Annotated in this window: 14 protein-coding genes; 10 read left to right on the forward strand and 4 right to left on the reverse strand. The window is 65.2% G+C overall.

The annotated features are described in order from the left end of the window. Nucleotide 1: 1 nt before the first annotated feature. Complete coding sequence (locus AC1DP1_RS05195) at nt 2-877, forward strand: hypothetical protein (protein WP_477505931.1); 876 nt, start codon at nt 2-4, stop codon at nt 875-877. After that, entirely contained in the window at nt 874-1155 is a 282-nt protein-coding gene (locus tag AC1DP1_RS05200) for a hypothetical protein (protein ID WP_477505932.1), read from the forward strand. Before AC1DP1_RS05195 ends, AC1DP1_RS05200 begins: the two co-directional genes overlap by 4 nt. Nucleotides 1156-1167: 12 nt before the next feature. On the opposite strand, the gene AC1DP1_RS05205 is transcribed toward AC1DP1_RS05200, so the two are convergent. Beyond that, the gene (locus AC1DP1_RS05205) at nt 1168-2559 is read right to left on the reverse strand and encodes a DNA cytosine methyltransferase (RefSeq protein WP_477505933.1); all 1392 of its coding nucleotides are present in this window, start codon (nt 2557-2559) and stop codon (nt 1168-1170) included. A 262-nt stretch (nt 2560-2821) separates the two neighbouring features. On the opposite strand from AC1DP1_RS05205, the gene AC1DP1_RS05210 reads away from it, so the two are divergent. Further along, nucleotides 2822-3622 carry a protein NO VEIN domain-containing protein gene (locus AC1DP1_RS05210; protein WP_477505934.1) on the forward strand — a complete coding sequence of 267 codons (801 nt, stop codon included), beginning with the start codon at nt 2822-2824 and terminating at the stop codon, nt 3620-3622. Here AC1DP1_RS05210 and AC1DP1_RS05215 read toward each other — a convergent pair. Next, nucleotides 3592-4122, reverse strand: a complete 531-nt coding sequence (locus AC1DP1_RS05215; RefSeq protein ID WP_477505935.1) for a very short patch repair endonuclease — start codon at nt 4120-4122, stop codon at nt 3592-3594. The two genes, AC1DP1_RS05210 and AC1DP1_RS05215, sit on opposite strands and share 31 nt — an antisense overlap. A 629-nt stretch (nt 4123-4751) precedes the next feature. Between AC1DP1_RS05215 and AC1DP1_RS05220 the strand changes: the two genes are divergently transcribed. The 6 genes from AC1DP1_RS05220 to AC1DP1_RS05245 all read left to right on the forward strand — a co-directional run bounded on the left by AC1DP1_RS05220 (nt 4752) and on the right by AC1DP1_RS05245 (nt 11757). Then, complete coding sequence (locus AC1DP1_RS05220; protein ID WP_477505936.1) at nt 4752-5543, forward strand: AAA family ATPase; 792 nt, start codon at nt 4752-4754, stop codon at nt 5541-5543. Further along, nucleotides 5543-6478 carry a hypothetical protein gene (locus AC1DP1_RS05225; RefSeq protein WP_477505937.1) on the forward strand — a complete coding sequence of 312 codons (936 nt, stop codon included), beginning with the start codon at nt 5543-5545 and terminating at the stop codon, nt 6476-6478. The genes AC1DP1_RS05220 and AC1DP1_RS05225 overlap by 1 nt, the downstream gene beginning before the upstream one ends. Further along, nucleotides 6478-8139, forward strand: coding sequence for a DUF262 domain-containing protein (locus AC1DP1_RS05230; RefSeq protein ID WP_477505938.1), 1662 nt, complete (start codon nt 6478-6480; stop codon nt 8137-8139). The genes AC1DP1_RS05225 and AC1DP1_RS05230 overlap by 1 nt, the downstream gene beginning before the upstream one ends. 306 nt (nt 8140-8445) lie before the next feature. Continuing rightward, nucleotides 8446-11157 (forward strand): MobF family relaxase, encoded by a 2712-nt coding sequence (gene mobF, locus AC1DP1_RS05235; RefSeq protein ID WP_477505939.1) that lies wholly within the window; start codon nt 8446-8448, stop codon nt 11155-11157. 167 nt (nt 11158-11324) lie between these two features. Beyond that, the gene (locus AC1DP1_RS05240) at nt 11325-11567 is read left to right on the forward strand and encodes a PLC family EF-hand domain-containing protein (RefSeq protein WP_477505940.1); all 243 of its coding nucleotides are present in this window, start codon (nt 11325-11327) and stop codon (nt 11565-11567) included. Then, nucleotides 11560-11757, forward strand: coding sequence for a helix-turn-helix domain-containing protein (locus tag AC1DP1_RS05245; protein WP_477505941.1), 198 nt, complete (start codon nt 11560-11562; stop codon nt 11755-11757). The genes AC1DP1_RS05240 and AC1DP1_RS05245 overlap by 8 nt, the downstream gene beginning before the upstream one ends. 135 nt (nt 11758-11892) lie before the next feature. On the opposite strand, the gene AC1DP1_RS05250 is transcribed toward AC1DP1_RS05245, so the two are convergent. Together AC1DP1_RS05250 and AC1DP1_RS05255 are read right to left on the reverse strand one after the other, a co-directional pair. Next, a complete protein-coding gene (locus AC1DP1_RS05250; RefSeq protein WP_477505942.1) occupies nt 11893-12666 on the reverse strand; it encodes a toll/interleukin-1 receptor domain-containing protein in 774 nt (257 codons plus the stop codon). 5 nt (nt 12667-12671) lie between these two features. Then, nucleotides 12672-12902: a DUF2188 domain-containing protein gene (locus AC1DP1_RS05255; protein ID WP_477505943.1), complete on the reverse strand. Its 231-nt coding sequence runs from the start codon at nt 12900-12902 to the stop codon at nt 12672-12674. A 213-nt stretch (nt 12903-13115) separates the two neighbouring features. Here AC1DP1_RS05255 and AC1DP1_RS05260 point away from each other — a divergent pair, with 213 nt between their 5' ends. Then, nucleotides 13116-13553: a hypothetical protein gene (locus AC1DP1_RS05260; RefSeq protein ID WP_477505944.1), complete on the forward strand. Its 438-nt coding sequence runs from the start codon at nt 13116-13118 to the stop codon at nt 13551-13553. The last annotated feature ends 150 nt before the right edge of the window (nt 13554-13703 follow it).

Here is a 13703-nt window from a genome sequence, read left to right on the forward strand (position 1 = left end):
AATGACGGACCTGGAGGTCTCGACCACCGAAGCCATCGCAGACTGGATCGAGACCAGTGTGCTCGTCAGCCGCTCAGGCCACTTCGGACGCGACAAGCTGGACGACCTGGCGCAGAGCGAGATCGGCGCCTCCTCGATGAAGGTCGCGATGGCGTTCGACACGATGGTCAAGCGGGCAAGCGTGCTCGGTAGTTCCTACCCGTTTGTCGTCAGCGACCTCGCAGTCCTGCGACGAGACGGCGCGCATGCCGGCCCCTATGCGGCACTGCTTCACCTCACGCCAGGTTCGGTCGCGCGTCAGACGGTGCGGGCGTCCGATACCGCCGTGATGGGCGAGCTGCTCGAGGAAATCAGCGAGGCCGCGCTTGCAAATTTTTGGGGCGATGGCGGGAACGCCGTGTCGTTCGGATACCCGTCGAAGCACGGCCGTCCCGAGTCATTTGATCAGGCTGTGGGATGGCTCGCCAAACGAATCGGCGTTGAGCCGGGACGGGGATACCGCCCGCCACGCCGAAAGGACGGCGGCGTCGACGTCGTCGCCTGGCGTCAGTTCGCGGACCGCCGACCGGGCTTTCCTGTCGCACTCGCCCAATGCACGATCCAGGCAGAGACCTTCACCAAGACCACCGACATAGACCTTCGACTCTGGGCAAGTTGGCTCGCGATGGACGTCGACCCCCTTAGCCTGCTGGTCATTCCAGGGACGATTCGGGCCGCCGGTCCAGATTGGAGACAACTGGCCACCGTGGTCATGGTCATTGATCGCCTTCGACTGCTCGAACTCCTCGGGCGTGGTCCCACAAAGGACGTTGATAATTCGTGGGTAACCGGAACGACCTCGTTGTTGCAAGCAGTCATGAGAGCGTCAGAGCTGTGACCACCAAGGCTGACATCGTCTGGGACATCGCACTGCAACTCGGAGCGGAGCCTCCGAAGATGTCCACGGGATCGACGGAGCCCCGAGAGATCTTCGAGATCGTCAACGACCGCCTAGGACTCGGCATCGACAGCCGGCTCACGAAACCCGACATGGCTCGCCAGATCGTCGAGGCCGCAGGCTTGACCTGGAACGCCCACTACGAATCCAGTGGCGGGACGGTGACCAAGGTGGGCCTTGCGGCAGTGCTCGAGGCTGTGGAGCACTTTGTTGCCTGATTGGGTCGCTGATCAGCCGGCGACACGGCGAGCGTCAGCCGAGCGACGACGCCTAACGATGACCTCGCGGCTCGAATCACGATGATGCTCAAGGGCCTCGTCTGGGCTGATCGCCGACTCCTCGACGGCTAGCGCGAGGCGTGGCGCGCGGCGTCGTACGGCGGCCAATGAGCTAAGCACGTGCTCGCGGAAAACGTGGTATGCGGCGCCGACGTTCACACCGTTGCCCATCTGCTTATAGGTGGCAGCGTCGGGCTGGTCACCGAAGTCGAACCACTCCGGCAGGCCCTGCAGCCGAGCAGCCTCGCGAGGGGAAATTCGGCGGAGACGATCGCCAAGGATGCTCGTTTGAGTGATCGCCACCAGCGCTGGAACGTAAGTCGCCTGCTTCACTCGCAAGCCGGACGGTCGCAGGTGCATTACCGTCTCGGCTAGCGAACTGGCGCCCTGCGCCTGCCATTCGAACTTCCTTCGGGACGACGGGAAGTCGCGGAGGTAGTTCCATCGGGAGAGCCAGTCCTCTAGAACGTCCTGGTGCTCGGTGTAGAACGCCGCGTTTTTGCGAAGGAACGAGGCCTTCCAGTCCGCGGTCCCGACAGGGACCACCAGGTCGTCCTCGTGGATGAACGCGTCGACCCACACCGGGAAGCCCGGCAGTTTCTCGACACCTGCGGATCGCAGCGTGACCACGAAGTCGTTCCACGCTTCCACCCAAGTCGTCTCCGCAGGTCCAAGATTCAGCCGCAACTTATTTCGGAGCTCTGGATCGGGCTGGACGGGCAGATGTGTCTCTAAGTCCCACTCGGATGGTGACCAGCCGTCGACTGGAAGGTGAGGGACTGACGGATCGACATCGATGTGGGAGGCGCGGGTTCCGACATACGTCGCCATGATGAAGACGCGCTCGCGAACTTGTGGTCGTCCTCCCCGTTCGGGCGGAAGCAGGTGCGGCGAAAACACGATCGGCCGAGACGACACCTGGTAGCCGAGTTCACGGAGCGAGCGGACAATCACTTCCCACTCGTGCCTATGACGCGGCCCGTAGATGTTCCGGACGTTCTCCAGCAGAACCACGGTTGGCCTCCGCACCTCAAGAATCCGGAGAATGTTCCAGAACAAGGTTCCGCGTGCCTCGTCCATGCCGCGCTGGAACCCAGACTTCGAGAACGGCTGGCACGGAAAGCCGGCAGCCAAGACATCGTGCTTGGGCACCCGCATGTGGGTCTCGGTGTCATTGATGATGTCGCCGTGAGCCTGGAGGCCCCAGTTCCGCTCGTAGACAGCAGCGGCCTCAACGTCCTTCTCGACAGCGTAGACGCACTCGCCACCCATAGCCCCGAGAGCAGCGTGGAACCCCCCAACGCCTGCGAACAGATCGACGAACGTGAACGGAGCCGAGCTCATGTCAGCTAGCTTAGCTGAGATTTCAGCTTTCTGCGCGCGTTCTCGCATGGTGTTTTCCCGTCCGTTGCCCCGATCGCGGCGTGCGACTCACTGACGTCGCCAAATCTGGATGGTAGACGCCACCACCGACGGACTGTGGAGCCGCCGCCTGGATGAGTTGGGGGTGCGGCGGGCAATCTCGGCAATCCGCTAACAGCCGCCGACCTCTTCCTGGACGATCTGAGGCGTGGCGTCTGGACCTTGGAGTGACGACGAGATCGGCGTGACCGTCGATGTCTACTTCCGCATGCTGACACTCGAGCTCGCTGGCGAGAGCTACACGAAGACGGAGTTCCGTCGCGAGGTCGAGCGGGACGTCGATCGCTCGTCGGGCGCGATCGAGTACAAGTTCAACAACGTCTCGGCGGTCCTCGACGAGTTGGGCGCCGTCTGGATTCCTGGGTATAAGCCGCTGCGCAACGTCCAGGATCGGCTGCGGGCCGTCGTTCGCGAGCGCTTCGAGGCGGACAGCGATCTCCGCGCCTTCATGCTGAAGGCAGTGGCCGATGGTGACGTCGACCCCTCCGAGCTCGGTGCAGAGGTCGCCCCGCCGAACGCCGACTGGCCAGTGGGCCGGGGCGCGCGTGTCGGCGTCCTGGGACTCGACTTCGCGGCGATTGAGTCATCCAACAGAGCCCTCGGGCGTGCAGGCGAGGAATCCGTGCTTGCTTGCGAGCGCGGGCGGCTGGCTGCCGCGGGCCGCGCAGATCTGGCAGCGGAGGTCCGCCATGTCTCTGTAGTCGACGGCGACGGACTGGGTTACGACATTCGGTCCTTCCAAGGCCTGACCGACGAGCCCGTTTTCATCGAGGTCAAGACCACGCGGTATGGCAAGGAAGTGCCCTTCTACATCTCCGGGACCGAAGTCGAGGCGTCCATCGATCTTGGGCCGGCGTACCGGCTGTGGCGCGTGTATCGCTACGGCAAGGCGGACACCGGCTACTACCGGCTGCCAGGACCGTTGACCCGGCACGCCCGGCTCAGGCCCGACACCTATCGTGGGCTGCCCTCAGTCGGATCCTGACTCCGGACGGCAACGGCTACGACCGTCGCGACCGTCTCGGGATCCTCATGCTCCCAGAAGCGAAGGACGGTCCATCCAGCGTCCTGCAGCCGTGAGGTGGTCTCGGCGTCACGGGCGACGTTCCGCGCCAACTTCTCCGACCAGTAGTCAGCGTTCCGCGCGGCCTTCGTTCCGTGCTCGGGGCACGCGTGCCAATAGCAGCCGTCGATGAACACCGCGATTCTCTGAGTGGGGAATGCAACGTCGGCCGTGCGGCGCAGCTCCGCGATCGGCCGATAGGCGACCCGGTACCGCAGCCCCATCGCATGGAGACGCCGACGAACGGCCAACTCGGGCTTCGTGTCTCGGGACTTGTTTCCAATCATGACCTTTCGAGCTTCTGGGCTGCTCGCCCAGGGTTCATAGGGAGTCACGCCTTCATAGTCTCCGACGGGCCTAGCGCAGAACCTGCCCACCCGTTGGCGAGGCAGGCATCGGGACCCGGAAGACGGCTCGCGCACGTCGCCGTGTCACAGCCTCCAAACCCATATACGCAGAAACCTGAGTACGAGGCCCTCTTCGCTGCAGGATGTCCTTCCGAGGGTCCGTGAACAGTCGGCTCGGCGAGCTCGGCTCGACGCGCCACTGTGCGCAGGAGACCATTCGAGCGAGAGGTGTGTGAGGGACATGTCGTACGCGGCGCCAGATACGTGAGGTAGTTTTCGTATGTGACGAGGCCAGGCCCCATCACTCACAAGAGCCCCCCGGCAGTGTGTGCCGGACCTGCATGGCAACATGCGTCGACGCTTGGCGAAGGACGACGAACGGCATGATCGCTACGTTGGGAGTCGAGGGTTACCGCGCGTTCAGTTCCCCGACAACTATGTCGCTACGGCGCCTGACCGTCATCTTCGGCAAGAACAACAGCGGCAAGACCACCCTCACACGGTTGCCGTTGTTCATCGGCGCATCGCTTCGCAGCGCTGAGCTCTATTCTCTCGTCGCGGGACGCTTGCGCCTCGGGAACAGCTTTCGAGATCTCGCCAGTCGACATGATCCTCACCCCGCGGTTTCATACTGGGTCGTGCGCGAGGACGGGCAACACTGGCGCACTGATCTGCAGGTGGTCTCGCACGCTCTAGCGGAGACCGTGCAGATCCGAGCGGTCGACGCCAACGGGCTGGTGATTGACCACCCGATCTCGGCGCCGGGCTCCCTATTTGAGTCGATCAGCGACGACGTTTCGGAAGCGATTGAGTCTGTCCGGGCCCGCGTTGCGCAGTCATTTGATGCCATGCTGCACGTGCCTAGCGCCCGGCCAGACATCAGCCCGGTGTACGAGATCCGAGCGCCGGCTGACTACTCCGTGGCCGAGGCCCCCTACCTCTTGCAGGAGAACGATGAGTTGCTCGCGGCGGTGAGCTCCTGGTTCGAGGCGTGGTTCAACGGGATCCAGATCGAGGTTGAGCGGACTGACTACTCGTTCCGCTTGACGACGAACTCAGACTCGGGAGGTGTGAACTTCGCGTCGTCGGGCCGGGGTCTACAAGCGTTGCTCCCCCTCGTCGTGCTCCTGAAGGCAGTCTCCCTTGGAGTCATAAGTACTCCGCTAGTTGTGCTTGAGGAGCCAGAGGCGCACCTGCACCCGTCCGCCCACGTCGCGATCGCCGAGCTTGTCGCCGAGGCTAGCGGGCACGTTCAGGTTCTCACTGAGACGCATTCTGAGAACTTCATCCTGCGGTTGAGGCGCAAGGTGGCTTCCGAGGAACTCCCGTCGGAGTCGCTCCGGTTGCTCTACGTCGACGACCACGCCCAGGTCTCAACGATCGATGTAGCCGCTGATGGTTCGGTCTCGGATTGGCCCGAGGGTGTGTTTGCCTACGACGTCGAAGAAGCACGCGCGATCGTCGAGGCGAGGCTCGCAGCACTCGGTCGAGGATGATGGACGTCGCGCTCAGTCCCGAATGTCCCTTGTTCGAGGATCAACACCACATGGAACTGATGGCGGTCATTCGCGGTGTCGTACTCGGATGGCACAACTTGGCCGCACCCTCGCGCGCAGAACTCGAAGACCTGCTCCCCGCGCACACGTGGCAGACCTATGGCGTGCTGCTCGCCAAGTCGGCGACCACGGCGGTCAACGCGCCGCACCTCTACAAGCCGACCGACTGTCAATCTTGCGACCCCGAGGCCCTCGCTGGTCTGCTCAGTCAGCCAGCCGTCCTCATCGTGGAGAACCCGGCTACCGATGGCCAATTCATCATCGAGGTCTCGGCCCGGTTGCGCCCTCGGCTCCATCGACGGTTGGCAGGGCCGAACCCCTCGATCGTTGTCGCGCATGGGGCCGGCATCGGTGAGATTCCCAAGGAGATCAAGCGGTACGTCTCGGAACTCCGAGCCCGCGCGTACGTGCCGGGGCTGCCGCGAAGGGTGATAGCAATCTCCGACAGTGATGCTCGCAGCCCGGGGAAAGTCAGCACCGCCGCGACGGCCGTGACGAGAGCGGCAAACGACCACGGCATTGATCACTGGGTGCTCGCGATGCGGTCAATTGAAAACTACATCCCGGACGAGGCGCTGCGGTCGTACGCAGCCACACGCAAGACCGCGTGGGATGGTGTCGAAGTCATCGTGACTCTCCCATCGCCCGCTCGGGACCACTATCCCGTCAAGGATGGACTGCCAGTTGAGTCCGAAAGGACGCCGGACGAGATGGCGCTTTATGGAACGGGCGTTCCCGCAGGGGTGGGAGTCGGGGACTTCATCGTCGACTTCTTTCAGCACTTTCCGCAACTGCTGGTTCGGCATGAGCTCCAGGCACGCGACCATCAAAGGGATCTAGAAAAAATGCTCGACGTGATCGAGAGGAACGTGTGATGCCTGACCAGCCCGATCAACTTGTCGAGATCAAGCCCGAGGTCGTCTTCCTGTACGAGGTACTCCAGGAGTTGACCAGCGGGCACATCAAGATCCCACGATTTCAGCGGGCGTTCGTGTGGCGACCCGACCAGATGACCGAACTTCTCGACTCGATCAACCGCCAGTATCCCATCGGAAGCCTCCTGGTGTGGGAGACCTCCGAGGAGATCGCCACCCTTGACAGACTGGGGCCGTTCGAGCCCCGGACCTCGCCGGAGACAGCCGCCGGCTATCTCCTCGATGGGCACCAACGACTTATGACCTTGGCAGGGGCGCTGATCCCGGGTACCGACCAGTTGCAGCGGACCGACGGGCTGGACAGCGGCAAATGGGAGATGTTCTGGAACGTCGAAAGGCGCCGTTTCCAGCACGCTTCAGGCAAGGAGAGCAACGAGTTCTTGTTCCCGATGTCCGCGCTGCTGGACACGGTTCTGTTTTTCGAGCACGTCGAGTTGATGCGTGCGCGTCTCGGGGCGGATGCCCCGAAGCGCATGACTGAGGTCAGTGAGCTTGCGAGGACCTTCCAGTCCTACCGAGTGCCCGTGGTCAGGATCCGGAAGACGGGGCTGTCAGAGGCGGTTGAGATCTTCGCTCGGCTGAACTCCAAGGGCCAGTCAATGACTCCCGACCAGATGGTCAGTGCGCTGACCTACCGTCAGCCGGGGCACGGAACCCTCTTTGACCTCTCCACTGAGCTTGACCAGATGGTCGAGAGGATCAGTGAGCGGGGCTTTGGTGAGCTCGATCGCACGACGCTCCTACGTTGCGTCCTAGCCTGTCTCGACGAAGACATCTACCGCACAGACTGGACAAAGCTCGCAAAGGAGCGGCGCGATGTCTTGCAGGGGCGGCTCACTGATGCCGTCGGCCGAGCGACCGCCAGCGTTGAACTTGCCCTGAGTTTCCTTGAGGAGCTTGCGGTAACCACTGGTCGCCTATTGCCCTATCAGCTCCAGTTGGTCCTGCTGAGCGCCTTTTTCGACCGCTGCCCCGACCCATCCCCGGAGCAGTCCGCTGTGCTGCGCCGGTGGTTCTGGGTGTCTTCGTTCTCGGCTTGGTTCGGTGGTGCGAATCCCTCGAGGATCGGTGCGCTGATCCGCGAGTTCCGCGAGGAACTGGCGAACGACCCAACTGCGACGACCCTGGAGAACTTTGCCCTCGATGCCGAGGCGTTGCCGTTCCCCACCAACTTTGACATGCGCAGCGCTCGGACCCGGACCTTGCTTCTGGTGATGCTGGACTCCATGACTGCCGAAGAACGCCACCACGCCGTGGAACAACTCGCCGTTAAGGGGCCCGGAGCCGTGGGGTCGGTGGTCGGCAGCATTCCCCGGGAAGTCCGAGGGACGCCGGCGAACCGGATGTTCCGACCTCGAGAGTTCGACAGGGGCGTGCTTCGACCGTGGGTCGTCGCTCGCGATGATGCCGGCGACAGCGCCGAACTAGCGCGGTACGGCGTCGACGCATCAGCGGTGGTTGCTCTACGCAACGGCGACGCCTTGGCGTTCGTAGGATCGCGTCAGATTGCGCTGGTTGCGATGGAGACAGCGTTCCAGTCCAGCCGAGACGTTACCCCAAGCGACGCGGAGGCCGCCGAAGCGCCGGTCGATACCGATTGATCTCCAGTCTCAAGGTCAGACAGCAAGTTCTAAAGACGGCGGGCTCAGCATGCGCACCCGTCTGTGAGCCCTGCGCGAGCGTAGTTACTCGCTATACGCGATCCCACGACTAGCACGATGAGCTTGTTGACGACGAGTACCGGACCGTGGAGTCGTTGCATTCGAAAGCCATGCAGACACTCGAATGTGTGCGGCACGCATGCTACGAATGTCCGTAGATCGGTCCGCCCTCGGGGCGGGCCGAGCGTCATTTTAAGGCTAGATGACGAGTGCTGACGGGCGGTGACGAGGCCGATGCATGGTGGAGTGAAGTTTTATCGCGGCTCCGCGTCCGCTGCACGCTCGTACGTGGAGGCCGACCGCTCGCGCGCTGACGACTACTACCTCGCCGAGGGCACCGGGGTGGCCGAGCGATACGTCGCTACCAGTTCCCGAGACGCGGGGGGACGCGGCGTTTCCGCAGTTCAGGACGGGGGGACGCTGGATGGGGACGCCTACGAGCGGTGGGTCGCCGGCCACGACGTCGTGACGGGGATGCCGAAGGGTCGGCTGCGTGACGACACCCATGCGCTGCGGTTCGTCGAGGTGATCGTGAACGGGCCGAAGTCGTGGTCGCTCGCCGCCGCACTTCACCCCGACATTGCGACCGCGTACGACGCGGCGATGGATCGGGCGGCTGGTGAGGTGATCGGGTGGGTGGCCGAGCACGCCACCACCCGGGTCGGGCCACGTGGCCGACAGGTGCAGGTGCCGGTAGACAAGCTTGAGGCGGCCGTCGTGCGTCACTACACCTCGCGCGCCGGTGACCCGCACCGCCACCTCCACCTGCAGATCAACGCCCGCGTCTTCGCCCGCGGTGCATGGCGCGGACTGCACTCGGTCGGTGTCGTCGACAGCATCGAGGCGCTCAACGGGATTGGGCACGCAGCCGTGATGTGCGACCCCGAGTTCCGGAGCGCCCTTGCCGCGCGTGGCTACACGCTCGATGAGGCCGGGGAGGTCGAGCAACTCGCGCCGTACGCAGGCGGCTTCAGCCAGCGCGCCGCACAGATCAACCGCAACGTCGACCGGTACGAAGCCGCATGGCGCGCCGAGCACCCCGACCAGGAGCCCGGCCCACGACTGCGCCGCATCTGGGACCGGCGCGCCTGGGCAGATGCACGACCTGACAAGGTCGTGCCCAGCAGTGGCGCCGACCTCGTCGCCGCATGGAACAACGAACTGCACGACCTCGGCTTCACCCCACCGACCAACCCGTCAAACATTCCGGCGACCGTGCCGGGTCTCCAGATCGGTCGGCTGAACCGGGACGTTGCCGCCGACCTCGTGCTCACCCGGCTCGGCGCCAAGCGGTCGGCGTGGAACGCACCCGACATCCGTGGTGAGGTCGAACGACTCATCGCCTCCGTCGGCGTGGTCGCCGAACGCCCCGTCCGCCACGAGCTGGCCGAGGACATCGCCGAGCGCGCCCGGACGCGGTGCGTGCCGTTGCTGGACCGAGGGGACGTCCCCGAGCACGTCCGCAGCCTGACGTCCGACCACGTGCTCGCCGTCGAAGCCGACCTGGTCAACACCTTCGCCGCGCGCGCCACGCAACCTGTGACGACTGCGGGCCGGCTCCGCGGCGGCCAGCACCTCGACCCAGCGCAGCAACGCGTCGTCGCGGCGCTAGCCGGCGGCGCTGGTCTGCTCGTGATCGAGGGCGCCGCTGGAACGGGCAAGACCGCGACCCTGGCCGCGGCACGCGCCGTACTCGACGCATCGAACCGTCGGCTCGTGGTCGTCACTCCCACTCTCAAGGCCGCCCAGGCAGCGGGGCAGCAGGTCGGCGCGGACGCGTTCTCCGCCGCCTGGCTCATCCACCAGCACGGATACCGCTGGGACGACGACGGCCACTGGACACGAGTCAACCCTGCACCCGGCGCCGCGCCGGACGCACGGGCCCGCCTGCTCACGGGCGACGTACTCCTCGTCGACGAGGCCGGCATGCTCGACCAGGACACCGCCCGCGCGCTGTTCGCGATCGCCGACCGAGCGCACGCCACCATCGCGCTGCTCGGCGACCGCCACCAACTCCCAGCAGTCGGTCGCGGCGGCGTCCTCGACCTCGCCGCACGCTGGGTGCGACCCGCAGCCCACCACGAGCTCGACTCGGTCCACCGGTTCAGCGATCCCGCGTACGCCGACCTCAGCCTGCTCATGCGCAATGGAGAGCGCCCTGATGAGGTCTTCGACGCCCTCCTCGAGCACGGAGAGATCGTCCTCCACGCGAGTGAGGTCGAACGCACCGCAGCCCTGGCCGCCATCGGCGCCGACAGCCTTAGTGGCGGTGACCAGCTCGTCATCGTCGACACCCGAGACCAGGTCGCAGCGCTCAACGCAGCCATCCGCGACCGCCGCCACGACGCCGACCTACTTCCTGGTGGGCAGGCTGATGAGCGCGCTGGTGAGCTGACCACGCGTCGTGGTGAGCGAATCGGTCTCGGCGACCGGGTCGCCACCCGCCGCAACAACCGCGACCTGGACGTCGCCAACCGTGACACCTGGACCGTGGCCGGGATCGGTGAGGACGGCAGCCTGCTCGTCACCGGCCGCGCCGGCCAACGTGTCCTTCCCTCCGAGTACGTCCGCGATCACCTCGAGCTTGCCTTCACCACCACCGCCTACGGAGCCCAGGGCGAGACAGTCGACTCCGCACATCTCGCGCTCGGCGAGACAACCGGCGCCGCCTCGGCGTACGTCGGCATGACCCGGGGCCGTCACCACAACACCGCCCACCTCGTCGCCGAGTCCGTCGACGACGCCCGCAGCCAATGGGTCGACGTGTTCAGCCGTGACCGGGCCGACCTCGGACCACGGCACGCCGCGCAGAGGGCCGCCGACGACATCGACCGGTACGGACCGAACGCCCGTCGGACCTCGGTGGTCTTGCAGGCGGCCGCGCTCCGCGACAGACCACGTCGCCCACCCCAGCCGATCCCGACCTCCTCGGCGACTTCTCGCGGGATCGGTCGCTGACCACCTTGCTCGCGTCGAGTGATCGCCCGGAGCGGCCCGTGCGACGTAGGTGACCAGGAGAGGCTCCGGTCTCGACAGCAACGGCCACAGACGTCCGAACCGCCAAGCACGAGGTTGCTTCTCCAGATCGGTTGCCGAACCCGTCGGCGGCCACGACGAGAGGCGACGTGATGGTGACACCCATCGGCATCCCGGACGACTGGGACGACAACAACCTGATCCTGTTCGAGGAGTTCTGCGACCTCATCCGCACACCGCAACGCACCGTCCGCGACTGGCGCCAGCGTGGCGTCGGCCCACGATGGACCCGCTTCCAAGGTGTCGGCCGGCTCTACATCACCGTCGCCGAAGCCCGACGCTTCCTCGCCTCCGCCACCGTCAGCCGGGCAGAGGTGCGTTCCGATGACTGAGCGACGCGCCATCCCCGTCTACCTCAGCCTCGAGGAGGCCGCTGACTGCATGTCCGTCTCGGTCAAGACCATCCGGCGGTGGATCGCTGCCGGCACCCTCCCGGCGTACCGCTGCGGCAAGCGCGCCATCCGGATCAAGCTCGAGGACCTGGAGGCCGCGCCCCGGCAGATCCCCTCAGCGCGGTGGTGATGCGAAAGAACCTCGAGTCAACGACGATCAACTGTCCGTCCTGGCCAAACCACCGACCCCAGCACCTGGTCAAGCAGAACAGGGTGTCGGGTCGACCCGAGTCCGTGCGCCCGACTCAATGATCGCTTGGGCCCGCTACTCGTGCACGAGGACTGCGGCAGCGATCTTATCGGCGATCTCCTCGATCGAGTCGCTCGTGGTGGTGAAGCCGGCCAGGTCCGGCAGGATGCCGCTGTACTCTTTGACGTCGTCGAACGTCACGTTGTGCAGCACCGGGATGAGGGTCGACTTCCCGAGCAGCGCGCCGAGTTCGCGCTCGGTCCAAAATCGTCCCTCGAGGTAGGCGGGCGTAAGCAGTGCGATGCCGGAGCGCGCCTTCTGAAGCCCCCGGTCCATCTGCAGTGCCTGGCTCTTTCCGGGCTGGATGGCGACGTGGTCGAACCAAACTGCAACGCTTCGCTTCTCGAGCTCGCCGCGCAGTTCGGTGGCCACCTCCTCGCCGTCGAGCCGGGCGTAGCTGAGGAAGGTGTCGTACTCCCGCGGGTCCAGTTGGATGACCGCGTCGTAGACGCGGTCGGCCAGGCGGCGCTCCGGTTCGGTGTACCAGACCGTGGTGCCGGGCTGCTGGAGATGCTTGTTGAGGTCGTTGATGACCTTCTTGTTGTGTGCGTCAGCCTTCCTGTTGTTAGACGCGACTTGCCGGTTGTAGTCGTCGGTCGCCTTCTGGTTTGCCCGGTTGACCCGGTCGATCTCCCGCTTGTTCTGGGCCGCAACCTTGCGGTTGTACTCGTTGACAGTGCGCTGGTTTGCGCGGTTGACCCGGTTGATCTCGCGCCGCATCTGCTGCTCGGCCCGCCGCTGGGCGGCGCGGACTTGGGCGTTGAACTGGCTCGCGTTGAAGTTCGCCACCGGCTTCAGCCCTTCGGCGGGTACGGGTCGTTCCCGTACGAGTCGCGATCGCGGATCCTGCCATCGCGGCCGTGGATGTACAGCTCGGCCTGCTCACGCCGCGCGATCTCGCGGCCGGCGTCGGCCGCCTCAGCTTGGGTCGAGTGCACCGAGGAGGCGCGGCGGGCGCCGTCGCGGATCACGTTCCAGTGTCCGTCGTCAAGGGGCGTGACGTGCACACCCTTCTTGTTCGTCATGGTCTTCTCCTTGCAACGTTTGGTGACGTTTGTCGTGTCTCAAGTGTGGGTTGGTGCTAATTCGCTCGGATTCTTTCTCTAGGTGTCGGCGTGGCGAGCAAGCCAAGGAGGCCCCCGCAGCGCGCACAGAGGCGCGCCTCCGGCGTGACCTGCACGGACGGTGTAGCTTGAGTGCGTGGAATTTCGCGCGGATTCTTTGTCAGCGAGTTGGCTGTGACGCCGCCGAACGCACATCTCGTCGCTGCGGACCAGGTCGACTACGACGCTCCGGAACCCGAGCATCTCGATGGCTTCTGTGCTAACCCGCGCTGTGATGTCCGGATCCAGCACAGCACCGGCCCAGGCCGTCGGGCCAAGTACCACGACCTCGGCTGCAAACGGGAAGCGGAGAAGATGCAGCGGCGGCTCGAGGGCCGGCTGAAGCACTTCGCGGCCCAAGTCGAGCTGGTTCAGCGCCAGCTTGCGGCGTACATCGACGTTGAAGCGGACGACGCCCCGAGGTCGACCGCGGACGCCAACGCAGATCGGCACGCCGCGCAGGTCGCACTTGCGCGAGCCGAAGCGGTCGTTGAGATGCTGGAGGAACCCGACAACCGGATGGCACGCGAGCTTGAGCGCCTCGTCGTAGCCGTAGCTCCCGCCGTGAAGTAGCAAGCGGATCTACGGTCGGGGGAGGCTTGGGCCCAGCCAAGTGCCTCGCGCGTCCGCTTAGCGGGAGCGGACGACTGGCCCGCTCGAGGTATCGCTCGCGCGCTAAACTCCCCTCTCCAGGCACGGCAGCTAATCGGCATCTGACTGACT

It is taken from the genome of Nocardioides sp. P4_G10 (genome assembly GCF_056401175.1).

Coding starts and splice junctions, on each gene's coding strand:
- AC1DP1_RS05225 (WP_477505937.1), top strand. CDS start 5,543: ATGGACGTCGCGCTCAGTCCCGAATGTCCCTTGTTCGAGGATCAACAC.
- AC1DP1_RS05245 (WP_477505941.1), top strand. CDS start 11,560: ATGACTGAGCGACGCGCCATCCCCGTCTACCTCAGCCTCGAGGAGGCC.
- AC1DP1_RS05205 (WP_477505933.1), bottom strand. CDS start 2,559: ATGAGCTCGGCTCCGTTCACGTTCGTCGATCTGTTCGCAGGCGTTGGG.
- AC1DP1_RS05195 (WP_477505931.1), top strand. CDS start 2: ATGACGGACCTGGAGGTCTCGACCACCGAAGCCATCGCAGACTGGATC.
- AC1DP1_RS05255 (WP_477505943.1), bottom strand. CDS start 12,902: ATGACGAACAAGAAGGGTGTGCACGTCACGCCCCTTGACGACGGACAC.
- AC1DP1_RS05230 (WP_477505938.1), top strand. CDS start 6,478: ATGCCTGACCAGCCCGATCAACTTGTCGAGATCAAGCCCGAGGTCGTC.